This window comes from Aureibaculum sp. 2308TA14-22 (assembly GCF_040538665.1).
Lineage (GTDB): Bacteria > Bacteroidota > Bacteroidia > Flavobacteriales > Flavobacteriaceae > Aureibaculum.
In genome coordinates, this window is record NZ_JBEWXT010000001.1 from 1,949,502 (window position 1) to 1,971,715 (window position 22,214).

A 22,214-nucleotide genomic window follows, 5' to 3' on the forward strand; every position below is an offset into this window, starting at 1 on the left:
TTACTTTGAAGTTAGTGCATCTTTTACCGAAATCTTTTTTTCGTTTTTAAAGGCTACAACAAAAGCCCCTTTATATCCTTTAGATTTTGCTTCTTTTTGAAATTCTTTTACCTTATTGTAATCAGAAGTTTTACCATAGTAGTATTTATGGTGGGCACCTACCCTAACACGTTCAATTCCTTTTAAGCCTTTAAAGTTATACGACGCAGTTTTTAATTTTTTTGTACTTGACGCAATTTGTACTTTAAAGTCTACACCTTTAACAATTCTGGTTTTTGGTTTAATGTCCTTTTTTGGTTTCTCTTTGGGTTTAACATCAACTACCACATTTGCATCATACTGTTTTTTATACGTTTTAATGGCTTTGTATATTGACTTTGCCATTTCTTGCTGTCCTTTTTTAGAGTTCAGGTAAGCTCCTTCCGTTTTATTGGTTAAAAAACCTGTTTCAACTAAAACGCTTGGCATAAATGTATTTCTAAGTACCAAAAAACCCGCTTGCTTTACCAATCTATCTTTTCGTTTTAAATCACTAACCATATTAGACTGAATTAAACTTGCTAAAGCCAAACTCTGATCTAAATATTCTTCTTGCATTAACGTTAATCCGATAACAGATTCTGGTGAATTAGGGTCAAAACCGCCATAATTTTCCTTGTAATTGTCTTCCAATAAAATTACGGAGTTCTCTTTTTTTGCTATTTCAAAATTCCTGTCATTTTCGTGCAGACCCAATACAAATGTACCAGCACCATGAACACTTGATTTGCCAAAAGCATCACAATGTATGGAAACAAACAAATCTGCTTTTGATTTTTGTGCTATTGCTCCTCTTTCGTGCAATTCAATAAAAGTATCATCATCACGTGTATATATTACTTCAATACTTTTATCGGCTTCCAATAATTTACCGACCTCTAACGCAATTTTTAATACAATATCCTTTTCAAAATAGCCGTTTCCTAAATTTCCTGGGTCAGTTCCACCATGTCCAGCATCAATAACCACTTTAAATTTCTCTTGAGCAAAGCCCGTGTAGGATTGAAAACTTATAACTAGGACAACTAATAAAAAAATATACTTTTTTAGTATTATTTTAAACAACATAGCACTTTTAAAATATTAATTATTAACTATTCTTTAGCAAAAAGGGCTTAAAAAATATATGTAAGTTTGTAGTTTCAAAAACTAAGCCAAATTTAACGTTTACAAAAATACTATTTATAGCATTGCAATCAAATTTTAAGTATATAGTTTTTGTTTTCCTTTTTTTAGGAATAGGTTGCCTATCTATAAATGCACAAAACACTAATCAAAAAAGAGATTCGCTTGAACCGGTCAAAAATAAAATTATCGGTTTAAAAGGTTTTTCTTTTAGTGATACCATTCAACTTCCTGATGCTGCTTCGCTAAAGCCGATTGATACTACAAGAATAGATTCTTTTAAATCTAAAGAATATTTAGATGATAAAATTCTAAAAAAGGCTACAGATTATATTAAAAACGATTTTGTAAATAAAAAGGCCATTTTATACAACGAAGCCGAAATTTTTTATCAGGATATTGAATTAAAAGCAGGTAAAATTACTATTGATTATGAAAAAAATCTGGCTTATGCCAAAGGGATTATTGATAGTACTGGTGCATATATTCAAAAACCGCAATTTAGACAAGCTGATCAAGAAAGTGAACAAGACTCTTTGGTTTATAATTTTAAGAATGAAAAAGCCATAATCTACAACACCAAAACGGTTCAAGAAGGTGTAATAGTAAGGGGCGAAATTACCAAACGCGAAAACGATTCCGTATTTTATTTAGATAGAGCCCATTTTACCACTTCTACTAAAGAAAAACCAGATTACGAAATTGTTACCCGAAATATTAAACTAGTTCCCGGTAAAAAGATTGTAGGTGGGCTATCACAACTGAAATTAGCAGATGTACCTACACCAGCCGTTTTACCCTTCTTTTATGTACCTTTGAATAAAGAAAAATCAGTATCAGGTTTTTTAATTCCAACATGGGGCGAGAACAACAATCAAGGTTTCTTTTTGCAAAATGGTGGTTATTATTTTGCCATTAACGATTATGTAGATTTAGCCGTATTAGGAGATGTTTATACCAATGGTAGTTGGGGAATGCGATTTGAGTCTAATTATGCTGTCCGATATCGATTTTCGGGAAATTTTAGCTTGCGTTTTGAAAATTTAATTACCGGACAACGCGGATTTAGTAATTTTAATAAACGGAATAATTTTTATTTAAGATGGGCACATAGCCCAGCACAGCAAGCCTCTCCTAATTCTCGTTTTTCCGTTTCTGTTAATTTAGGTAGTAGTCAATATTTTAGGGAGTCTTTAAACGAATTTAATATAGGACAAAGTGTAACCAATACCTTTAACTCCTCTATAAATTATTATAAAAAGTTTGTAGGCACACCATTCAACATGAACATTGGCTTAAGCCATAGCCAAAATACCAATACTGAAAAAATTGAAATGACCTTGCCTTCTTTACAGATAGGTATGGACAGAATTTATCCTTTTGCTCCTAAGTCTGGAGCTAAAAAGAATCCCATTCAAAGCATTGGTTTAAGCTATAATTTTGATGCTCAAAATAGAATTTCAACTGACGATGATAAATTTTTGAAACCAGGTATGTTTAAAGATGCCCGTTCTGGTGCAAAACACACTATTTCTGCCAGTACTAATATGAAAGCGTTAAAATACATAACGTTATCTCCTTCTGTAAACTACAACGAAGTTTGGTATTTAAAAACGGTTGAACAGCGTTATAATGAAGGTCTTGATGTAATTGAGCGGGACACCATAAACAAGTTTGATTCTTTTCGTACCTATTCTGGTGGCGTTTCGGCTTCTACAACACTTTATGGAATGTTCAATTTTAAAAAGGGAAGGCTACAAGCTATTCGTCATGTAATGCGTCCTTCGGTTTCTTTTAATTACCGACCTGATTTTAGTTATTTCTATGATGAAGTACAACAGAGTGAAGATCCTGACGATTTAAGAGAGTACAGCCGTTTTGAAGGCGGCATCTATGGTTCGCCCTCAAGGGGATTATCCAGCAGCATCGGCCTAAGCCTTAACAATACTTTTGAAGCAAAAGTAATGTCAAAAGATTCCACAGCAACAGAACCTGAAAAGATTAAATTATTGAATAATTTGAATTTCTCCACAAGTTATAATATTGCTGCCGATTCTTTAAATTGGAGCCCAGTTAGAATGAGTGCAGGAACCACAATATTAGATAATAAACTAAGTTTAAATGCAAGTGCGACATTAGACCCTTACGCACTAAGTGCAAGCGGTAGAAGAATCAATACCTATAATGTAGACAACGGCGGCAGTTTGTTTAGGCTTACGCAAGCCAATATGTCTGCGAGTTATTCTATATCAAGTGATATTTTTGCAAAAAAGGACCCTGATGCTGAGAAAAACAACAATTCTGGTCGTCAAGAAGGAGATGAGGATAGTCTTTTTGGCAGTGATTTAACTACCCGAAATACACGAGACGATCAAGAAGAGAGCAAAACAAAAGTAGCCAAACTTTACGGAGCAACTTTACCTTGGAAATTAAGTTTACGTTATAACGTAGGCTATTCTAATTCACGTAGGCAGAATGATATTTCAAGTAATTCACTTCAATTTTCAGGCAATATAGAGTTAACACCCAAATGGAGTGTTGGACTTTCTTCTGGTTACGACTTTAAAAATAAAGGAATCACCTTTACTAACCTCAGCTTTGAACGTGATTTGGACAGTTGGCGTATGAGCTTTAATTGGGTCCCTTTTGGCAATAGCACAACCTACTATTTCTTTATTGGTATAAAATCTTCTGTGCTTAGTGATATTAAATACGACAAACGTAAAGTGCCAGACAGGAGGTTGTTTTGATTTGTTTCAAAACCAACACTCAAAATTTGGTTTTCATAAAAAATTTAGCGAACTTAGACGGATTACTCTGCAAACTATAGTAAGTTAAAAAACAGAACCATGCAAAAAGTAATTTTTTACCAATTTTCTATTAAACCAAATGTACTTTCTAATTTTTTACTAGTATTCTTTTTTATCATATTTTCTTCCTTTTCGAAACAGAATAGCAACAACTATCCAAAAGAAAAAATATACATTCAATTTGATAAACCCAACTATTATGTAGGTGAAGATATCTGGTTTAAAACATATCTAATTAATGCTGAAACACATACTCCTCAAACGTTAAGTAATGTAGTTTATGTAGAGTTAATAAATCCAAGTAATGAGATATTAGAAACTAAAACTATTAAAATTACAGATGGTGGTGGCCGTGGGAATTTTGAATTATCACCCAACTTAATAACTGGTGAATATACTGTTAGGGCCTATACTAACTTTATGCGGAATTTCAATTCTGCCTATTTTTTTAGAAAAAAAATATACATAAAAGCACTAAATCCTGATGGAACAATCAATAAAGTGCCAGGTACTAATGTGGTAGATATGTCAAAACCCGATATACAATTTTTTCCTGAAGGGGGTGATTTAGTAAATGGCTTTTTAAATAGAGTAGGATTTAAAGCCATTGACATAAATGGAGAAGGTATTGATATTGAAGGAACGATTACAGATAATACTGGGAAGAGAATATTGAAATTAAATTCGGCTAAGTTCGGAATGGGTATGTTTGAATTTGTACCTAAACAAGATAATTCCTATAAACTAAACATTGTCCACCAAGGGACTGAACTAGTTTACAACCTTCCCAATGCTATAAACCATGGTGTAGTCATGCAAATAACCGAACATGAAAACGACTTTAGAGTTACGTTGCAGTCTTCGTTAAATTATGGATTAAATAATTTTAGTTTTATAGGCACGCAAAGAAATGGAGTTGTTTTTAGGGCTGAATTGGCAGGTAGTAAAAACAATGCGGCCATTAAAGTGCCTAAAAGCAGTCTAGAACAGGGGATAGTTCAATTTACACTATTTGATAATAAGAAACCATTATGTGAACGGTTGTCGTTTTATGAAACGGACAAGGCCAATGTTGCTATAAATGTTAAACCTTCTAAGCAAGAATATGGAAAACGAGAATTAGTGGAATTAGAAATCTATTTAGACTCTATACAACAACCCAAAACGCTAACCAACATGTCAATAGCGGTTACAGATATGTCGGCCGTAGAAACAAATCCGTACGGATTAGACATAAAATCACAGCTTTTGCTTAGCTCAGAGCTTAAAGGTAACATTGAACAACCTGGTTATTATTTTTATTCGGATGACCTCAAAAGGAAAAAAAATCTAGATATATTGATGATGACTCAAGGGTGGAGAAAATTTATAATTAATGATACGTTAAGCAAACCGTCAAAACCAACCTTTCTCGCTGAAACTGGTATTAATTTAAGTGGACAAGTCAAAAAGTTTTTCAATCATAAAAAATCAGCTACTGCTGAAGTTTCACTTACGTACAAGAATAGTGAAGAATTTGTACATGAAACAGTGGTGACCGACCTCAATGGAAAGTTTGTTTTTAGTAACTTAAATTTTTTAGATTCAACTGCTATTATTATACAAGCAAAAAAAATACAAAATACAAAACAAACAAAAAGAGCCAAAAGTCCAGCTATGAATTTTCACATAGAAATGGATTCGTTTATGGCTCCAAAAATTACTTTAAAACAAAAACAGCATATAGAAGGTTTTTCAAAAAAAGCGGAGAAAATAACTAACAAAATTATAGCTACAGAGTATCTTGAAGCATTATATAAAATGCAAAAAGACAGAGTTAAATTAGATGAAGTAGTTCTTGAAGCAGAGGTCTTTGATAGAAATAGCTACTTTAATAAGAAACGAACAGAATTATTAAAAAACCCATCATATACTGTAGATGTAAAGGATATAAAAGGAGTGCCACCCAATAATTGGCTTACAGCACTTATCGGTAGAGTGCCTGGATATAGATCGGATGGCACCTTAAGAGGATCCAGTTCACTGGCAAATAATAAGCCTCTGTACCTTTTAGATGGCTATCCTGTGGATGATATTGAAAATTTTGCTTTTTCTGATATTGATTTTATTGATATATTAGTTGGTCCTAGAACTGTAATATTTGGGTTACGAGGAGGCAATGGCGTAATAGCCGTGTATACTAAAGATGGTTCCGAACCATCAAATACTAATGAAAGCTATAAAAAAAGGGGTATTGTTAGTTTTGAGAACCCAGGGTATACTTCAAAAAAATTCTATGAACCAGTTTATAAAACCCAACAAAAGGAAGATGCTAAATTTGATTATCGGCCAACTATATATTGGAATCCTACAATTAGATTAGACGAACACAATAAAACTAGTATTTCTTTTTATACCTCAGATGCAATATCACCATATCGGGTAGTGTTAGAAGGAATTTCAATGGATGGTAAATTAATAAAAGTTGAAAGTACTTTAAATTTACCAGCAAATTGAGTTAACTTACAACTCTATTCATAATTTATGATTGGGGTTAAACAGGCAAATATTTAGTTTTAAATTGTAAGCATTACCATCTAAATCGCTTAAGAAGCGTATTTACAAAAGCCTATCTCTTATCACTTATTATATAAACTTTTCTACTAAGAATAGATTTGAGCTGAAGCTATTCTCCACGCTGTGTTTTGAAAGCAGTAATGGTTGGACAAATTAACTTGGTTAGAATAATCGTGGTTATTATAACCACAATATTCGATTCAATTTTGAATACACGTTTTAATAAAAACCAAATTAAAGTAAAAACAATTAGAGAAAGTATAACATTCAATAAAACCGCTATTATTTGTTTATTCATTGTTTTTTCTTGTTACATCTAAAATCTATTTAACAACACCCTTCCTTAACCGTTCTGTAAACGTCTTCGTATTGAGGCAATATTTTATCAATGGTAAAACGTTTTGCAAATTGATACGCATTGTTTTTAAATTCACCTAACCGCTTATCATCTTCTAAAAGGTAAATGGCATTTTTAGCCATAGCTTCAGTATCACCAACATTATTTAAAAAACCTGTCTTGCCATCTATATTTACTTCTGGTAACCCTCCAGAATTTGAAGAAATTACTGGTGTTTTAGCTGCCATAGCCTCTAATGCCGCTAAACCAAAACTCTCTGTTTGAGATGGTAATAAAAATAAATCCGTCAGGCACAATATTTTTGCTAACTCTACACTGTTACCCAAAAATTTAACATGATCAGCAATACCTAACTCCATTACTTTTTTTTCAGCACTATCCCGTTCAGGACCATCACCAACCATTAATAATTGTGATTTAACTTTTTGCTGCGTTTTGTAAAAAACTTCAATAACATCTTGTATCCTTTTTACAGGTCTAAAATTACTGATATGGGTAATAATACGTTCGTCCTCATTTGCTAGGTTACCTCTTAAACAAGGTTCTTTTTCCAAGGCATCGTATTTTTCAAAATCAATAAAATTATAAATTACCTTAATGTCCTTCTTAATATTGAATAATCGTAAGGTATCCTTTTTTAAACTCTCAGAAACCACAGTTACTGCATCAGAATTATTAATACTAAATTCAACCGCTTTTTTATAATTAGGATGACTTCCGACAAGAGTGATATCCGTTCCGTGAAGGGTGGTTACAAAAGGAATATCAATGCCGTCAGCTTTTAACATTTGTTTTGCCATATAGGCGGCATACGCATGTGGTATGGCATAGTGTACGTGCAATAATTCAATACCATGTAGCTTTACCATAGCTACCAATTTGCTGGACAAAGCCAATTCGTAAGGTTGATAATGAAACAGCGGATATTCTTCTACAAACACTTCGTGAAAATGAATATTACTAGACAATGCATTTAACCGAACAGGTTGATTATAAGTAATAAAATGGACTTCATGTCCCTTTTTAGCCAATGCTATACCTAACTCGGTTGCCACTACTCCACTACCTCCGTAGGTAGGGTAACACACTATGCCTATTTTCATAAAATCTATTTATTTCTTAAGTCGAAGACGTTTTCGAATTCTTTCAGAATAATTAATTGTAATTTTGAATTAATTTCTTTGTAAAACTAAAAATTTTAATGGACTTCAACTCCTTTTTAACACAAATAAATAAACTACAGAAAATGCCTTTAGGTGGACAGGAATCACAATTTAAAATGGCTCCTGAATTAAGAAAACAATTCTCGTTAAAAGACATTAAAGATAAAAACCCAAGAGAATCAGCAGTATTAGCTTTATTCTATCCTGATAGTAATTATAGCACTAGAGTTTTAATGACAGAAAGATCGAATTATAAAGGGGTACATTCCGCTCAAATCAGTTTTCCAGGAGGTAAGAAAGATAAAAATGATAGGGGTTTAATCTACACTGCCTTAAGAGAAACCGAAGAAGAAGTTGGTGTTGATAAAGATAACGTTACGGTTATAAGAGAATTATCAAAAACCTATATACCTCCAAGCAATTTTTGGGTATATCCTTTTGTAGGTTATACAGACAAAACTCCCTATTTTATAAAAAATTACGAAGTAGAATCTATAATTGAGGTTTTAGTAAGCGACTTAATTGATGACAACTCTTTAAGTACAAAAAATTTGACTACATCTTATATGAAAAATATAGACGTACCTTGCTTTAAACTAAATGGTTACATAGTTTGGGGAGCAACCGCGATGATTTTGAGCGAGATTAAAGATTTGGTTAAATGTATTAATTCGTAATTTCTTTTGTAAATTTGATTTTCAACAGCCTATGGAATCTTAATGAAATACAATAGTCAAAATTTTGATTACAAAAGAAATGTTAATAATTGTATTCCATCTGTCCTTTAAAAAATAATAACAATTAACAGATGAAATTATACAAACAAGATCCTTTTGGTAATGCTTTATTTCTAAAAAAGTTCTTGATACGAATACTTGGATTAATATCTCACGGACGTTATCAGGGTTTCAATAAACTAGAAATTGAAGGTTCAGAAATTCTTCGAAATTTACCCGATAAAAATGTTTTATTTGTTTCCAACCATCAAACTTATTTTGCAGATGTAGCGGCTATGCTACATGTTTTCAATGCCTCGCTAAGCGGCAGAGATGACTCCATTAAAAATGTCGGATATATTTGGCAACCCAAATTAAACATCTATTATGTTGCCGCATTAGAGACCATGAAGTCTGGTATCTTACCAAAAATATTTGCTTATACAGGTTCAATTTCCATAGAACGTACATGGAGAAGTAAAGGAAAAGATGTTAAACGACAGGTAAAAATGTCGGACATTAGCAATATTGAAAAAGCCCTTAACGATGGTTGGGTAATTACGTTTCCACAAGGCACCACAACGCCTTTTAAACCGATAAGACGGGGCACAGCTTTTATCATAAAAGAAGCCAAACCTATTGTTATACCTATTGTTATTGACGGATTTAGAAGAGCTTATGACAAAACGGGCTTACAACTTAAAAAACGAAACATTTTACAATCTATGGTGATAAAGCCACCAATGGAAATTAATTACGAAAACGATACTATTGCAGAAATTGTTGAAAAATTAGAGTATGCTATTGAGCAACATCCTTCGTTTTTAAAAGTACTGACACCAGAGGAATACGCCAAACAAGAAGCCGAACTCGATAAAAAAAGAAAATTTTGGAAATCATCTTAATGCACTTTACAAAATAAAAAGTTTCGGATTTACTAAAAACCCGAAACTTCAATTGTAAATCTAGTAAAATCTTATAGATTTTACTATTTTAATTTAACGCTGCATACAGCTACTGAAGACTGAATTATCCCAACCAAGCCTTAAACATCCAAACCGTTTTTTCTTGTTCGGAGATAAAGTCGCTCATCATAGCGTTGGTACCCTCATCGTCGGCCTCGGCGGATTTATCTAAAATAGCACGCTCAATAGCAATTAACTCTTTTAGAGATTTTACTGTCAGCTTAACCGCTTCGGTATCGTTGGAAATATCTTTCCCAACCGGTACATTGGCGGTATTTGAATAATCTTCAAAAGTGTGTAAGGGTGTACCCTCCAAAGTTAAAATACGTTCGGCAATTTCGTCGATCTTAACTTGCGAATCGTTGTACAATTCTTCAAATTTTTCGTGCAATTGAAAGAAGTTCTTCCCTTTAATGTTCCAATGCAATCCTCTCAAGTTTTGATAATATACTTGGTAATTGGCAAGTAACTCATTTAAATCGGTTGTCAATTTGTTTATTTTCGTTTCGTTTAATCCTAATACCGTTGTTTCCATAACTATATGTTTCAAATTTATTTATAATCCAATTTTAAGAAGCTAACTATTAACTACTTAACTCAATACAAATTTATCTTAACTTAATTACTATTTACTATAATTATGATTGATAGTTTTTATATTTTTATAGCCAAAATTTATACATATTATAAAGTAATTAGAAATGACTATTACTCAACTTACCTACGTGCTTGCCGTGGCGGAATATAAAAATTTTACTTTGGCTTCTGAAAAATGTTTTGTTACTCAACCGACATTAAGTATGCAAATACAAAAATTGGAAGAGGAACTTGACGTAACTATTTTCAATCGTAAAAAGAAACCCATTGCATTAACCCCTATTGGCGAAAAAATAATTGAACAGGCCAAAGTTATTGTTAATGAGAGTAATAGAATAAATGATATAGTAGATCAACAAAAAGGGTTTATTGGAGGTGAGTTTAAATTGGGAATAATACCAACGGTAATGCCTTCACTATTACCTCTATTTTTAAAAACATTCATAAAAAAATATCCTAAAATTAATTTAATAATCGAAGAGTTAACCACTGAAGATATTATTAAAAAGTTAGTTGACGGTCATTTAGACGCTGGTATTGCGGCCACCCCTTTGGAAATTAATGTTATAAAGGAACGTCCGTTATATTATGAACCTTTTGTGGGTTTTTTGAATGATAATCATAGGCTTTTTAATGCAGATGAATTATCCGTAGAAGATTTAGAAATTGATGATATTTTGTTATTAGAAGATGGTCATTGCTTTAAGGATAACATTCTTAATTTGTGCAATAGTTTAAAAAAAGAGGACCCACATCATTTTAGGTTAGAAAGTGGTAGTTTCGATACCTTAATAAAATTGACCAAAGAAGGTATGGGTATGACACTACTGCCCTATTTACAAACACATGATTTAAAAGAAAAAGATAAAAAACTAGTAAGGTCATTTAAAAACCCAACGCCTTCAAGAGAAATAAGTATCATTTACCATAAGTCACAACTAAAAATTCAATTAATTGATGCCTTAAAAGAAGTAATTGATGGTATAATTAGGGGTGTAATAGCCTTTAGCGATGTTAAAATAATTAGTCCGCTTAAAAAATAAAGAGAAATTTACACTACTCTTTTGGGTTGACTATTTTAACATACTCATAAAGTTCAGGCCTGTTAAGCGTAAACTCTTGAAGCCAAATTTTTAATTCATTAATCTCGTAAGGCAATAATCTGTTTAACGCTTTTTCCAATTCTTTACAAAATAACTCAACATTAAAACTTACTTTTTTTAAGACCGTTTTAGTGTATTCGAATATTGCTCTAGCCATGTTGGTAATGGGTTTAAATTGGTCGACGTACCTTAAGGGTAGATCGTTAAATTTTCAACGCTAAAGTTAAAGAATTATTCTATACAATACTGTTAAAATTTTTCTTAAAAATTTTAACTTACTGAATAACAGAGCTTATAATTTACCAATTTTGGCTAAAAGTGATTCTCCTCTAGTCTGTAGTTCAGTTTTCACTGCTTTAAAATGTGCCTTTTTATTCTCTACATCTTTAGTGTTTATTTTTACAATAAGTTCATCAAAAGTAGCGATAGCTTCATCTATAATTTTTTCAGCTTTATCAGCTTTTTTTGCATCATCTTGTTGCAATTGCCAAACATAACACTCTTCAATAATATCCGATAAAACGTAATTTACATCTTTCTTTAAATTCTTTACACTTGCCATTTTTTATTTTTTTATAGTCCACAAATTTAAGCTAAAAACCAATAACAATTACCTTAAAACTTATTTAATAAATACTTCAAGAAGTTCAGCCTTTTGTTCAGATTTTAATACAAAATTAGTTAAACAAGCGGGCATCAAAATGGTTTGTCCTTTATTTAGCAGCACTTCTTCACCATCATTATAGACAACAGTAGCCATACCATCTACAGCCATATAAATTACAAAAGAATCTTTATCTGAATTATCAACAGTTAAAGTTCCATCCAAATCAATAATATTAGTAGTAAAATACTGACAATCAACTACATTTACACTTTTATTAAGCTCAGATTTATAATCTGTTGTATAATTATCAATCGCTTTATAATCAATGGCATCTAAGGCTAGCTCGGTATGTAGTTCCCTTCCGTTACCTTGGTCATCCTTTCTGTCCCAATCATAAATGCGGTAGGTAACATCACTGGTTTGTTGGATTTCAGCCAATAAAACACCTGCACCAATTGCATGTATTCTTCCTGTAGGAATAAAATACACATCACCTTTTTTAACTTTATCAACATTTAAAATCTCTAACAATGATTTATTTTTCAAATATTTCAAATATTCTTCTTTGTTAGAATCTTTTTTAAAGCCTACAATTAAATTTGAACCTTCATCTGCTTGCATCACATACCACATTTCGGTTTTCCCGAACGAATCATGGCGTTTTTTGGCCAAATCGTCATGTGGATGCAACTGAATACTCAATGCTTCTTTAGCATCAATGAATTTTATTAATAACGGAAACTTTTTTCCAAACCTATCATATACTTTCTTTCCAAGTAACGAGCCTCTATATTCATCAATCAGAAACTCTAACGATTTACCCTTATATTTTCCATTGGCAATTACCGAAACGTCACCTTTTACATCAGAGAGTTCCCAGCTTTCACCTATATTATCTTTTTGAGTATTTTTATTTAAAACGGTACTCAATTTATTACCTCCCCAAATTCTTTCTTTTAAAATCGGTTCAAATTTTAATGGATAATTTATGCTCATTTTACTGTTCCTTTAGTTTTGTTAATGTTTCCGTAATATGCTTTTCAGCCCCGAACTGGCTGTTAAAAGTATGGATTACTGTTCCCTCTTTATTAATTACATAGGTAACACGCCCGGGAATCAGTCCTAACATACTTTGGGGTACTCCGAATAGTTTTCTGACCTTATTTTCGGTGTCTGCCAATAGTGTAAAAGGCAAGTTATACTTTTTGGCAAAGTTTTTATGAGATGCTACATCATCTGCACTGATACCAATAACTTTAACATCTAAATCGGTAAACGCTTCAAATTCATCACGGAATTTACAGGCTTGCTTTGTGCAGCCCGGGGTATCGTCTTTAGGATAAAAATAAATAACCATTGCATTTTTTCCGATAAAATCGGTACTGTTGACTAGCTGATTATCTTGGTCTTTTAAAGAAAATTTAGGAACGGAATCACCTATTTTTAGCTTCATTTTTTGAGGATATATATATTGAATCACAAACAAGAGCAATACTATAAAAACAATGCCTGCAATTATCTTTTTTAACATACCACAAATATCGTTATTTTAAGCTAAAACATAAAATTTGTTTATTTTTGATTATGAAAAATTTTATAAGAAATCTACCAAAAGCGGAACTCCATTTACATATTGAAGGTACTTTAGAGCCTGAGTTGCTATTCTCTTTAGCAGAAAGAAATAATATTAAATTAAAATACGATTCCATCGAACAGTTAAAATCCGCTTATGAATTTGATTGCTTACAAGATTTTTTAGATATATATTATCAAGGAGCTTCAGTTTTAACTACTGAACAAGATTTTTATGATCTCACGTACAGCTATCTTCAAAAATGTGCTGAACAAAACATCAGGCATACCGAGATTATGTTCGATCCGCAGACACACACCGAACGTGGCATTGCTTTTGAAACGGTAGTCAATGGTATTTCTAGAGCCTGCAATGATGCTAAAGAAAATTTAAACATATCTTCTCTATTGATTATGAGCTATTTGCGACATTTATCAGAAGAAGAAGCATTTACAACCTTGAAAAAATCGTTACCTTTTAAGCATCTTATCATTGCCGTGGGATTGGACTCTTCTGAAAAAGGAAATCCGCCTTCAAAATTTAAACGTGTGTTCGAAGCTTCCATAAAGGAAGGCTATATTCCCCTTGCCCATGCAGGAGAAGAAGGTCCTCCAGAATATATTTGGGAAGCTCTAGATATCTTAAAAATTAAACGGATAGATCATGGTAATAATTGTTTGGAAGATGAACTGTTGATTAAAGAAATCATTAAACGTGATTTAGTTCTAACCGTTTGCCCTCTTTCCAACACAGCATTACAAGTAGTTGATGATTTGAAAAACCATCCACTTAAAAAAATGATGGATTTGGGATTAAAAGTAACCGTTAATTCTGACGATCCAGCCTATTTTGGTGGACAGCTCAACCAAAATTTTATTGAAATCCAAAAAGCACTTAATTTGAACAAAGCCGATCTTTATGAATTGGCAAAAAATTCTTTTCAATATTCTTTATTGGACAATGAAACCAAACAAAAACACATTAACGAATTAGACAATTACTATGCAGATTAACGATAAATCAGGAATTACAGAATACATGGCATCATCAAAACGGTATGATGCTATGCAGTACAATAGATGTGGGAAAAGTGGATTGTTATTACCTGCTATTTCTTTGGGTTTGTGGCATAATTTCGGTGGCATTGACAGTATGTTCAATGCTCGAAACATATTACGCACCGCTTTCGATTTAGGAATTACTCATTTTGATTTAGCCAATAATTATGGGCCACCATTTGGGTCAGCAGAAGAAACTTTTGGGCAAATTTTAAAGAAAGACTTCAATCAATACAGAGACGAACTCATTATCAGTACCAAAGCAGGTTATGATATGTGGCCTGGACCTTACGGAGATTTAGGTTCAAGAAAGTATTTAATTGCCAGTCTAGATCAAAGTCTAAAAAGAATGGGCTTAGATTATGTTGATATTTTTTACCATCATAGACCTGACGCAGACACTCCGTTGGAAGAGACCATGATTGCCTTGTCGGATATTGTCCGCCAAGGAAAAGCATTATATGTAAGTATTTCAAATTATGAACCTAAAGAAACGGCTGAGGCTGCAAAAATCCTAAAAGAATTAAAAGTTCCTTTTGTGTTACACCAAGCCAGATATTCACTATTTGACAGATGGGTCGAAAACGGTTTGTTAGATACATTGGAAAATATTGGAGTGGGTTGTATTGCTTTTTCGCCTTTAGCTCAAGGTATGTTAACTGATAAATACTTAAATGGTATCCCGAAAGATTCAAGAGCAGGAAAAAGTCAAACGTATTTAGATGCTAATCAGGTCGCATCAAATTTGAATAAAATTCAAGAATTAAATAAAATAGCTGAAAAACGTGGACAAAAACTATCGCAAATGGCTATTGCGTGGCTACTGGCTCAACAAAATATTACTTCAGTTTTGGTCGGTGCAAGTTCATCGAATCAGTTAAAAGAAAATGTTAAAGCACTTGATAATATAACATTTTCTAATGAAGAACTAAAGTCAATTGACGATGTTTTGCAATCTTAGTCGGTACTAATTCCCTTCCCATTGGGAAGGGTTAGGGATGGGCTTTTATTCATGATGGTAAGGCTCATTTTTTAAAATGGTAAACGCCCTGTATAGTTGTTCTACCATAAACAATCGAATCATTTGATGCGAAAATGTCATTTTTGACAAGGCAATTTTACCTTGTGCTTTTTGATATACGGCATCTGAAAATCCATAGGGGCCACCAATAACAAAGACCAATTGTTTAATACCAGAATTCATTTTCTTTTGCAAAAACGTTGAAAACTGAATGGATCTAAATTCTTGTCCTTTTTCGTCTAACAGAACAAGTTGATCCACTGGAGATATACGCTGTAAAATCAATTCTCCTTCCTTTTCTTTTTGCTGATTTTCAGTCAGGTTTTTTGTTTTTTTTAAATCAGGGATAATTTCTAACTCAAAATTAATATAATACTTTAACCGCTTTTGGTAAATCGCAATCAATGAAATTAAATTTTTATCATCCGTTTTTCCAATGGCTAACAGTTTTATTTTCATGAAGTAAATATAAAACTTATTTTTGCTATAAATTCCAACACATGATAAGCAAACAACAATTTGAGAAGGAACTTGAACTAATAATAAAAAATGCCATTAGAGAAGATGTAGGCGATGGCGACCATAGCTCATTGGCCTGTATTCCGGAGACTGCTAAAGGAAGGGCAAAACTGTTGGTAAAAGATGAGGGTATAATTGCTGGGGTTGAATTTGCTAAACTAGTTTTTAAATACGTTGATGCTAATTTAAAAGTTGAAACGTTAATTGAAGATGGAAGCCTGGTCAAATATGGAGATATTGTCTTTTATGTTGAAGGTTCTTCGCAATCCATTTTAAAAGCAGAACGTTTGGTATTAAATGCCATGCAACGGATGAGTGCTATTGCTACAAAAACAAAATCCTTTGCCGATTTGTTAGAAGGCACAAAAACAAAAATTTTAGATACCCGAAAAACCACTCCGGGCATTAGAGCCCTTGAAAAATGGGCAGTAAAAATTGGTGGTGGCGAAAATCACCGTTTTGCTTTGTATGATATGATAATGCTTAAAGATAACCATATTGATTTTGCCGGAGGACTTACCAAAGCTATTGATAAAACTGTACAGTATTTAAAAGACACGAATCGTGATTTAAAAATTATAGTTGAAGCCAGAAATCTACAAGAAATTGAAGAAATTTTACAGTCAGATGGCGTGTACAGAATTTTAATTGACAATTTTAATTATGAAGACACCCGAAAAGCTGTAGAACTAATTGGCGATAAGTGTCTGACTGAATCTTCTGGTGGTATTAATGAAAACACCTTACGTAACTATGCAGAATGTGGTGTTGATTATATTTCATCGGGTGCATTAACACACTCTGTTTATAATATGGATTTGAGTTTAAAGGCGGTTTAAAAGATGTTAGACTTTGTAAATATATGATACAACGAATATAACAAATGTTAAAAACAGAAAATCATACTAAATCACTAAAAAATTATAAGTTTATAGACTTATTTGCTGGGATTGGCGGTTTTCATTATGCTTTAAAATCTTTTGAGGCTCAATGTATTTTTGCTTCTGAAATTGATAGTAAAGCAGCAGAAGTATATTATCAAAATCACCATTTAAAGCCAAAAGGGGATATTACAAAAATTGACGAAAAAGAAATTCCTAAACATGATATTTTATGTGCTGGTTTTCCTTGTCAAGCATTTTCAATATCGGGCAAGCAAAAAGGGTTTGAAGATACCAGGGGTACTTTGTTTTTTGAAATAGCCAGAATTATTGATTTTCGCAAACCAAAAATACTATTGCTTGAGAATGTCAAAAATTTTGTAAGACATGACAACGGACAAACATTAAAAACAGTGGTAAATACTTTAGAAAATTTAAACTATAAGGTTTTTTATAAAGTTTTAAATACCAGTAATTTCGGGTTACCACAAAACCGAGAAAGGGTATATATCGTCGGATTCAACAATAGTCATTTTCAACATTTAAAATTCGATTTTCCTAACGGAAAAATAACTTCTGCCTTAGAAGACATCTTGGAAAAAAACCCCAAAGATGGAAAAGTTATTGAACGTGATGATATTTCTTTTTACAAAGAATATAGTCCCGTAGAGAATATTTTTGGAACAATTGAAATCCCAAACAGGCCTATGCAAATCGGCAAAGTAAACAAAGGCGGTCAGGGAGAGAGAATTTATGACCCGAGAGGTCATGCTATTACACTTTCTGCACAAGGTGGTGGCGTTGGATCTAAAACAGGGTTGTATAAAATAGAAAATGAAATTAGGAAATTATCTCCTAGAGAATGTGCAAGATTACAAGGGTTTCCAGAACATTTTATACTACCAAATAGTATTCCTGAAGCCCAAAAACAATTTGGAAATAGTGTATCTATCAATGTATTGCAATTTATTTTAAAAGAAATAACTAAAACCATATCAAAAAATGACGGAAGACCAACAATTGGGCTCACAAACGGCAAAAAACGGATTCAAGAACGAGAAAGATATAGTTCAGAAATTCAACAATTGGCAAAGTGATGTTGAAGCAAAAAAATGGTTGGCACTAATGGAATACAAGGTTGAGGAAATTGAGTATGTAAAAGCAATAATTTTGTCTAGATACAAAGCAGATATTCAAATACAAATAACTATTAAGTTAAAAGAAGCAATTGCTGCCGAAAACATCCAAGTAAAGTTGGTTAGCAACTTGAAAGGTTTTAATCAAATTGATAAAAGATGGGTTGATAAGTATATTGAAATGTGGGAAATGCCAAATGACGTTTCAGAATTACTTAAACAATACACTGGTGAAATTTCACCTCTTATTAATAATCCTAAAGACACTAGAAGAACTTTTGCGAACGAATTCAGCAAAGAAAATCAGAAAATAATATTGGATTGGTTAAACAACAATAAATCTTTAATTGTGAGTGATATACTTAAAGGAAGAGGCAAGTTTTCTGCAGAATGGATGTTGGTTGCACAAAAAATAGACAATTCTGCCAGATGGATTTTAAAGCCAATGAATTATTGTCTAAACTTTTTTGGTAATGGTGAAGTAGAAATAACACAAAGAGGAAACTTTAAAATTGGGAGAATTACAATGCAAAGAAAAGGTGGCGACGGCGGAAGAAAAACAGCACAAATGTTACAATTCAAAATAAATCCTGCTGAATTGTTCAATAATTAGAATTAGATTTTCTGAAAACTGTCACTCTGCCAACTGAACACTACCAACTTACTTAGCATTCTCCTTTAACATCGGTACAAACCTAAACTCACCAAACTCATGTTTTTCAAATTCTTTTTCGCCTTTTCGTATAAATAGCGTCATAACTTGTACTTCATCACCAACTGGAATGACCAACCTACCTCCTATTTTTAGTTGACTTAATAAAGGTTTTGGTACAAAAGGAGCCCCAGCGGTAACAATAATTTTATCAAAAGGAGCATACTCTGGCCAGCCTTTATAACCGTCGCCATAATTAAGTTTTTTGGCAACATAACCTACTTTTGGTAAGAATTTTTTTGTTTTTTCAAACAATTCTTTTTGACGTTCAATACTATATACTTCAGCTTTCAATTTTACTAAAACTGCCGTTTGGTAACCTGAACCTGTACCAATTTCTAACACTTTATCATTAGGTTCAATTTCTAGTAACTCCGTTTGAAAGGCAACAGTATAAGGCTGAGAAATGGTTTGGTCTGCAGCAATAGGGAATGCTTTATCTTGGTAGGCAAAATCGATGAAACCAGAGTCCATAAACAAATGTCTAGGGATTTCGGAAATAGCATCAAGCACTTTTCTATCTTTAATCCCTTTGCTCTTTATCGTCTTAACCAGTTGGTTACGAAGACCTTTATGCTTATTATTATCTTGCCTCATAATTTTACCAAAGTAAATAAATATTCTTGTAAAAAAACAATTAAAAAAGTGTTATTTACTACCTTTGTTTAAAATCTTAATTTATGCTTAAAGTTGGTGTATTGGGTGCGGGACATCTAGGGAAAATTCATTTAAAATTGTTGCAGCAATCTCAAAAATACGAATTGGTTGGGTTTTACGATGCGGATAAAGAAAATGCAAAAATAGTTTCAGATGAATTTGGGTACAAATATTTTCCAACCGTTACTGAATTAATTGACGCCGTAGAAGTTGTAAATATAGTAACACCTACACTTTCCCATTTTAATTGTGCAGAAGAAGCCATCACTAAAGGAAAACATATTTTTATAGAGAAACCTATAACACATTCGGTTACCGAGGCTGAAGCCATTAGAACCTTAGCGAGTAAATATCATGTAAAAGGTCAAGTGGGACATGTAGAGCGTTTTAATCCTGCTTTTACAGCTGTAAAGGAGAGTATTAATAACCCAATGTTCATTGAAGCACATCGCTTGGCTGAATTTAACCCACGAGGAACAGATGTGCCCGTAGTTTTAGATTTAATGATACATGATATTGACATCATATTAAGTGTAATAGATTCGGAGGTAAAAGATGTACATGCTAGCGGAGTTGCTGTAATTAGTGACACCCCAGATATTGCCAATGCCCGTATAGAATTTGAAAATGGTTGTGTTGCCAACTTAACTGCGAGTAGAATTTCTTTAAAGAATATGCGTAAATCACGATTTTTTCAAAAGGATGCCTATATCTCTGTTGACTTTTTAGAAAAGAAAAGTGAAGTCGTAAAAATGAAAGATGTTCCTGAAAATCCAGACGAATTTGCCATGATATTGCAGAATGCCGAGGGTGTAAAAAAACAAATCTATTTTGAAAACCCTGACGTTGAACCAAATAACGCCATTTTAGATGAACTGGAAACTTTTGCAGATGCTATAGAAAATGACACGAGACCAGTTGTAAGTTTAGGACAAGGTGCAAAAGCACTAAGAGTGGCACAACAAATAATAGATTGTTTTAAATAATATTTTCAGAAAAATACAAACATGAAAAACATTGCAGTTATAGGTGCCGGAACTATGGGTAACGGCATTGCACATACTTTTGCACAATTTGGTTATCAAGTCAATTTGATTGATGTATCTCAAATATCTCTTGATAAAGGCGTAGCCACTATTACAAGAAATTTGGATAGAATGGTCGCTAAAGAGAAAATTAGTCAAAATGATAAGCAACAGACATTAAAAAATATTAAAACTTTTACTTTGTTAAAAGATGGTGTAGAAAACTGTGATTTAGTCATTGAAGCTGCCACTGAAAATGTAGATTTAAAACTTAATATTTTTAAAGAACTAGATGAAAACTGTGGTGCTAAAGCTATTTTAGCAACCAACACTTCGTCAATTTCCATTACCAAAATTGCTGCAGCAACCCAAAGACCAGACAATGTTATTGGAATGCACTTTATGAATCCTGTGCCTATTATGAAATTGGTAGAGGTCATTCGAGGGTATTCCACTTCAGATGAAGTGACAGATGCTATAATGCAACTTTCAGAAAAATTAAATAAAGTTCCAGTTGAAGTTAATGACTATCCAGGGTTTATAGCCAATCGTATTTTAATGCCAATGCTGAATGAGGCGATCTATTCATTATATGAAGGTGTAGCAGGTGTTTATGAAATTGATACCGTAATGAAATTGGGTATGGCTCATCCAATGGGACCTTTACAATTAGCAGATTTTATAGGTTTAGATGTGTGTTTATCAATTCTAAAAGTACTTCACAACGGGTTTGGAAATCCGAAATATGCACCTTGCCCTCTTCTGGTAAATATGGTTACTGCAGGTAAATTAGGGGTAAAATCTGGTGAAGGTTTTTACGATTATGCTGAAAGCAGAAAAGCTGAACAAATTGCTAAATGTTTTAAATAATGTCTTTATTATTTTTATAATTCAATTTTTTTTCCTAATCTTGGTAAGTCTTAACTTACTAAGACCTGTTAAAGCTAAGCACAACCAATGGTGTAAATACATGCTTTTGAACTTCACTTAGAGGTTTTAATACTTCTTCGATACTTTTTACATATTTACTTAACCTTTTCTAACAAACTAAATTTAAAAAAATGAAAAAATTACATCGTACATACTCGCTATTATCAGTGATTATGTTTTTTACTGTTATTGCAAATGTTTATGCTCAAAGAGTCTCTGACTTAGATCAAATACAGAAAAAAGAAAACTCTGACTTCTTTCTTGAAGCTTCTTTAAATATTGTTGACTCAGAGAATTACACCAAAAGGCTAACCCCATTTGCTACTAAAGCTTTTTATTCTAAAAAAGACAAAAATAAAGTTTTAATCTTTAAATTGGATGAAACAGGAACGAAGATAGCCTCAATTGAAGACCCAAACAATCATTTTTCTGAAGACTTTTTGAATAAATTAATATCCACAACTAACAGTATGGCCGCTGGATGTGGTTGTGCTTTTTGGGATTTATGGTGTCTCGCAGAATGTGCTTTATGTAAAGCATTATCTCCTGTAGGAGAAGAAGATTTTTGCTAACATTCGACATTCAATAATATTCCTATTTTCAGGTTCAAAAAAACTACTTTCAATTATAAGAAAGCCCAATCTTAAAAGATTGGGCTTTTTG

At 32.5% G+C, this 22,214-nt stretch carries 22 protein-coding genes; 13 read left to right on the forward strand and 9 right to left on the reverse strand.

The window, feature by feature from the left end:
* A complete protein-coding gene (locus U5A88_RS08635; protein ID WP_354205570.1) occupies nt 1-1,107 on the reverse strand; it encodes an N-acetylmuramoyl-L-alanine amidase family protein in 1,107 nt (368 codons plus the stop codon).
* A gap of 122 nt (nt 1,108-1,229) precedes the next feature.
* On the opposite strand from U5A88_RS08635, the gene U5A88_RS08640 reads away from it, so the two are divergent.
* A complete protein-coding gene (locus tag U5A88_RS08640) occupies nt 1,230-3,914 on the forward strand; it encodes a putative LPS assembly protein LptD (RefSeq protein ID WP_354205572.1) in 2,685 nt (894 codons plus the stop codon).
* A gap of 99 nt (nt 3,915-4,013) precedes the next feature.
* The gene (locus tag U5A88_RS08645) at nt 4,014-6,470 is read left to right on the forward strand and encodes a hypothetical protein (protein ID WP_354205574.1); all 2,457 of its coding nucleotides are present in this window, start codon (nt 4,014-4,016) and stop codon (nt 6,468-6,470) included.
* Between the two features lie 387 nt (nt 6,471-6,857).
* On the opposite strand, the gene bshA is transcribed toward U5A88_RS08645, so the two are convergent.
* Complete coding sequence (gene bshA / locus U5A88_RS08650; protein WP_354205576.1) at nt 6,858-7,991, reverse strand: N-acetyl-alpha-D-glucosaminyl L-malate synthase BshA; 1,134 nt, start codon at nt 7,989-7,991, stop codon at nt 6,858-6,860.
* A 98-nt stretch (nt 7,992-8,089) separates the two neighbouring features.
* Between bshA and U5A88_RS08655 the strand changes: the two genes are divergently transcribed.
* The gene (locus U5A88_RS08655; protein ID WP_354205577.1) at nt 8,090-8,728 is read left to right on the forward strand and encodes an NUDIX hydrolase; all 639 of its coding nucleotides are present in this window, start codon (nt 8,090-8,092) and stop codon (nt 8,726-8,728) included.
* A gap of 131 nt (nt 8,729-8,859) precedes the next feature.
* Nucleotides 8,860-9,672, forward strand: coding sequence for a lysophospholipid acyltransferase family protein (locus U5A88_RS08660; protein ID WP_354205579.1), 813 nt, complete (start codon nt 8,860-8,862; stop codon nt 9,670-9,672).
* A gap of 124 nt (nt 9,673-9,796) precedes the next feature.
* Here the strand turns inward: U5A88_RS08660 and U5A88_RS08665 are convergent, their stop codons facing one another.
* Complete coding sequence (locus U5A88_RS08665; RefSeq protein ID WP_354205580.1) at nt 9,797-10,267, reverse strand: Dps family protein; 471 nt, start codon at nt 10,265-10,267, stop codon at nt 9,797-9,799.
* A 166-nt stretch (nt 10,268-10,433) separates the two neighbouring features.
* Here U5A88_RS08665 and U5A88_RS08670 point away from each other — a divergent pair, with 166 nt between their 5' ends.
* Entirely contained in the window at nt 10,434-11,372 is a 939-nt protein-coding gene (locus U5A88_RS08670; RefSeq protein ID WP_354205582.1) for a hydrogen peroxide-inducible genes activator, read from the forward strand.
* Nucleotides 11,373-11,385: 13 nt separating this feature from the next.
* Here the strand turns inward: U5A88_RS08670 and U5A88_RS08675 are convergent, their stop codons facing one another.
* From U5A88_RS08675 to U5A88_RS08690, 4 genes are all read right to left on the reverse strand, one after another.
* Nucleotides 11,386-11,589, reverse strand: a complete 204-nt coding sequence (locus tag U5A88_RS08675; RefSeq protein WP_354205583.1) for a hypothetical protein — start codon at nt 11,587-11,589, stop codon at nt 11,386-11,388.
* A gap of 135 nt (nt 11,590-11,724) precedes the next feature.
* Nucleotides 11,725-11,994, reverse strand: a complete 270-nt coding sequence (locus U5A88_RS08680) for a hypothetical protein (RefSeq protein WP_354205584.1) — start codon at nt 11,992-11,994, stop codon at nt 11,725-11,727.
* A 60-nt stretch (nt 11,995-12,054) separates the two neighbouring features.
* The gene (locus tag U5A88_RS08685; protein ID WP_354205586.1) at nt 12,055-13,035 is read right to left on the reverse strand and encodes a type I phosphomannose isomerase catalytic subunit; all 981 of its coding nucleotides are present in this window, start codon (nt 13,033-13,035) and stop codon (nt 12,055-12,057) included.
* 1 nt (nt 13,036) lies between these two features.
* A complete protein-coding gene (locus U5A88_RS08690) occupies nt 13,037-13,492 on the reverse strand; it encodes a peroxiredoxin (protein WP_354205588.1) in 456 nt (151 codons plus the stop codon).
* A 131-nt stretch (nt 13,493-13,623) separates the two neighbouring features.
* Here U5A88_RS08690 and U5A88_RS08695 point away from each other — a divergent pair, with 131 nt between their 5' ends.
* Nucleotides 13,624-14,625, forward strand: a complete 1,002-nt coding sequence (locus U5A88_RS08695; RefSeq protein WP_354205590.1) for an adenosine deaminase — start codon at nt 13,624-13,626, stop codon at nt 14,623-14,625.
* Nucleotides 14,615-15,631 carry an L-glyceraldehyde 3-phosphate reductase gene (mgrA, locus tag U5A88_RS08700; protein WP_354205591.1) on the forward strand — a complete coding sequence of 339 codons (1,017 nt, stop codon included), beginning with the start codon at nt 14,615-14,617 and terminating at the stop codon, nt 15,629-15,631. The genes U5A88_RS08695 and mgrA overlap by 11 nt, the downstream gene beginning before the upstream one ends.
* A gap of 45 nt (nt 15,632-15,676) precedes the next feature.
* Here mgrA and rlmH read toward each other — a convergent pair whose 3' ends face one another.
* Nucleotides 15,677-16,150: a 23S rRNA (pseudouridine(1915)-N(3))-methyltransferase RlmH gene (rlmH, locus tag U5A88_RS08705; RefSeq protein ID WP_354205593.1), complete on the reverse strand. Its 474-nt coding sequence runs from the start codon at nt 16,148-16,150 to the stop codon at nt 15,677-15,679.
* Between the two features lie 41 nt (nt 16,151-16,191).
* Between rlmH and nadC the strand changes: the two genes are divergently transcribed.
* The 3 genes from nadC to U5A88_RS08720 are packed head-to-tail and all read left to right on the forward strand — an operon-like array spanning nt 16,192 to nt 18,840.
* The gene (gene nadC, locus U5A88_RS08710) at nt 16,192-17,049 is read left to right on the forward strand and encodes a carboxylating nicotinate-nucleotide diphosphorylase (RefSeq protein WP_354205595.1); all 858 of its coding nucleotides are present in this window, start codon (nt 16,192-16,194) and stop codon (nt 17,047-17,049) included.
* Between the two features lie 44 nt (nt 17,050-17,093).
* Nucleotides 17,094-18,188 carry a DNA cytosine methyltransferase gene (locus U5A88_RS08715; RefSeq protein WP_354205597.1) on the forward strand — a complete coding sequence of 365 codons (1,095 nt, stop codon included), beginning with the start codon at nt 17,094-17,096 and terminating at the stop codon, nt 18,186-18,188.
* Nucleotides 18,094-18,840 carry a PDDEXK family nuclease gene (locus tag U5A88_RS08720; protein ID WP_354205599.1) on the forward strand — a complete coding sequence of 249 codons (747 nt, stop codon included), beginning with the start codon at nt 18,094-18,096 and terminating at the stop codon, nt 18,838-18,840. The genes U5A88_RS08715 and U5A88_RS08720 overlap by 95 nt, the downstream gene beginning before the upstream one ends.
* A gap of 48 nt (nt 18,841-18,888) precedes the next feature.
* Here U5A88_RS08720 and U5A88_RS08725 read toward each other — a convergent pair whose 3' ends face one another.
* Complete coding sequence (locus tag U5A88_RS08725; RefSeq protein WP_354205601.1) at nt 18,889-19,536, reverse strand: protein-L-isoaspartate(D-aspartate) O-methyltransferase; 648 nt, start codon at nt 19,534-19,536, stop codon at nt 18,889-18,891.
* Nucleotides 19,537-19,619: 83 nt separating this feature from the next.
* Here U5A88_RS08725 and U5A88_RS08730 point away from each other — a divergent pair, with 83 nt between their 5' ends.
* The 3 genes from U5A88_RS08730 to U5A88_RS08740 all read left to right on the forward strand — a co-directional run bounded on the left by U5A88_RS08730 (nt 19,620) and on the right by U5A88_RS08740 (nt 22,123).
* Nucleotides 19,620-20,582 carry a Gfo/Idh/MocA family protein gene (locus U5A88_RS08730; RefSeq protein WP_354205603.1) on the forward strand — a complete coding sequence of 321 codons (963 nt, stop codon included), beginning with the start codon at nt 19,620-19,622 and terminating at the stop codon, nt 20,580-20,582.
* Nucleotides 20,583-20,603: 21 nt separating this feature from the next.
* Nucleotides 20,604-21,491 carry a 3-hydroxyacyl-CoA dehydrogenase family protein gene (locus tag U5A88_RS08735; protein ID WP_354205604.1) on the forward strand — a complete coding sequence of 296 codons (888 nt, stop codon included), beginning with the start codon at nt 20,604-20,606 and terminating at the stop codon, nt 21,489-21,491.
* Nucleotides 21,492-21,682: 191 nt separating this feature from the next.
* On the forward strand, nt 21,683-22,123 hold the full coding sequence (locus U5A88_RS08740; protein WP_354205606.1) for a hypothetical protein: 441 nt from the start codon (nt 21,683-21,685) through the stop codon (nt 22,121-22,123).
* Nucleotides 22,124-22,214: the final 91 nt, after the last annotated feature.

Bases quoted from the DNA above. Each gene is read 5' to 3' on its own strand.
- U5A88_RS08635 (WP_354205570.1), bottom strand. From the start codon at position 1,107: ATGTTGTTTAAAATAATACTAAAAAAGTATATTTTTTTATTAGTTGTC.
- U5A88_RS08645 (WP_354205574.1), top strand. From the start codon at position 4,014: ATGCAAAAAGTAATTTTTTACCAATTTTCTATTAAACCAAATGTACTT.
- bshA (WP_354205576.1), bottom strand. From the start codon at position 7,991: ATGAAAATAGGCATAGTGTGTTACCCTACCTACGGAGGTAGTGGAGTA.
- U5A88_RS08655 (WP_354205577.1), top strand. From the start codon at position 8,090: ATGGACTTCAACTCCTTTTTAACACAAATAAATAAACTACAGAAAATG.
- U5A88_RS08660 (WP_354205579.1), top strand. From the start codon at position 8,860: ATGAAATTATACAAACAAGATCCTTTTGGTAATGCTTTATTTCTAAAA.
- U5A88_RS08665 (WP_354205580.1), bottom strand. From the start codon at position 10,267: ATGGAAACAACGGTATTAGGATTAAACGAAACGAAAATAAACAAATTG.
- U5A88_RS08670 (WP_354205582.1), top strand. From the start codon at position 10,434: ATGACTATTACTCAACTTACCTACGTGCTTGCCGTGGCGGAATATAAA.
- U5A88_RS08675 (WP_354205583.1), bottom strand. From the start codon at position 11,589: ATGGCTAGAGCAATATTCGAATACACTAAAACGGTCTTAAAAAAAGTA.
- U5A88_RS08680 (WP_354205584.1), bottom strand. From the start codon at position 11,994: ATGGCAAGTGTAAAGAATTTAAAGAAAGATGTAAATTACGTTTTATCG.
- U5A88_RS08685 (WP_354205586.1), bottom strand. From the start codon at position 13,035: ATGAGCATAAATTATCCATTAAAATTTGAACCGATTTTAAAAGAAAGA.
- U5A88_RS08690 (WP_354205588.1), bottom strand. From the start codon at position 13,492: ATGAAGCTAAAAATAGGTGATTCCGTTCCTAAATTTTCTTTAAAAGAC.
- U5A88_RS08695 (WP_354205590.1), top strand. From the start codon at position 13,624: ATGAAAAATTTTATAAGAAATCTACCAAAAGCGGAACTCCATTTACAT.
- mgrA (WP_354205591.1), top strand. From the start codon at position 14,615: ATGCAGATTAACGATAAATCAGGAATTACAGAATACATGGCATCATCA.
- rlmH (WP_354205593.1), bottom strand. From the start codon at position 16,150: ATGAAAATAAAACTGTTAGCCATTGGAAAAACGGATGATAAAAATTTA.
- nadC (WP_354205595.1), top strand. From the start codon at position 16,192: ATGATAAGCAAACAACAATTTGAGAAGGAACTTGAACTAATAATAAAA.
- U5A88_RS08715 (WP_354205597.1), top strand. From the start codon at position 17,094: ATGTTAAAAACAGAAAATCATACTAAATCACTAAAAAATTATAAGTTT.
- U5A88_RS08720 (WP_354205599.1), top strand. From the start codon at position 18,094: ATGACGGAAGACCAACAATTGGGCTCACAAACGGCAAAAAACGGATTC.
- U5A88_RS08725 (WP_354205601.1), bottom strand. From the start codon at position 19,536: ATGAGGCAAGATAATAATAAGCATAAAGGTCTTCGTAACCAACTGGTT.
- U5A88_RS08730 (WP_354205603.1), top strand. From the start codon at position 19,620: ATGCTTAAAGTTGGTGTATTGGGTGCGGGACATCTAGGGAAAATTCAT.
- U5A88_RS08735 (WP_354205604.1), top strand. From the start codon at position 20,604: ATGAAAAACATTGCAGTTATAGGTGCCGGAACTATGGGTAACGGCATT.
- U5A88_RS08740 (WP_354205606.1), top strand. From the start codon at position 21,683: ATGAAAAAATTACATCGTACATACTCGCTATTATCAGTGATTATGTTT.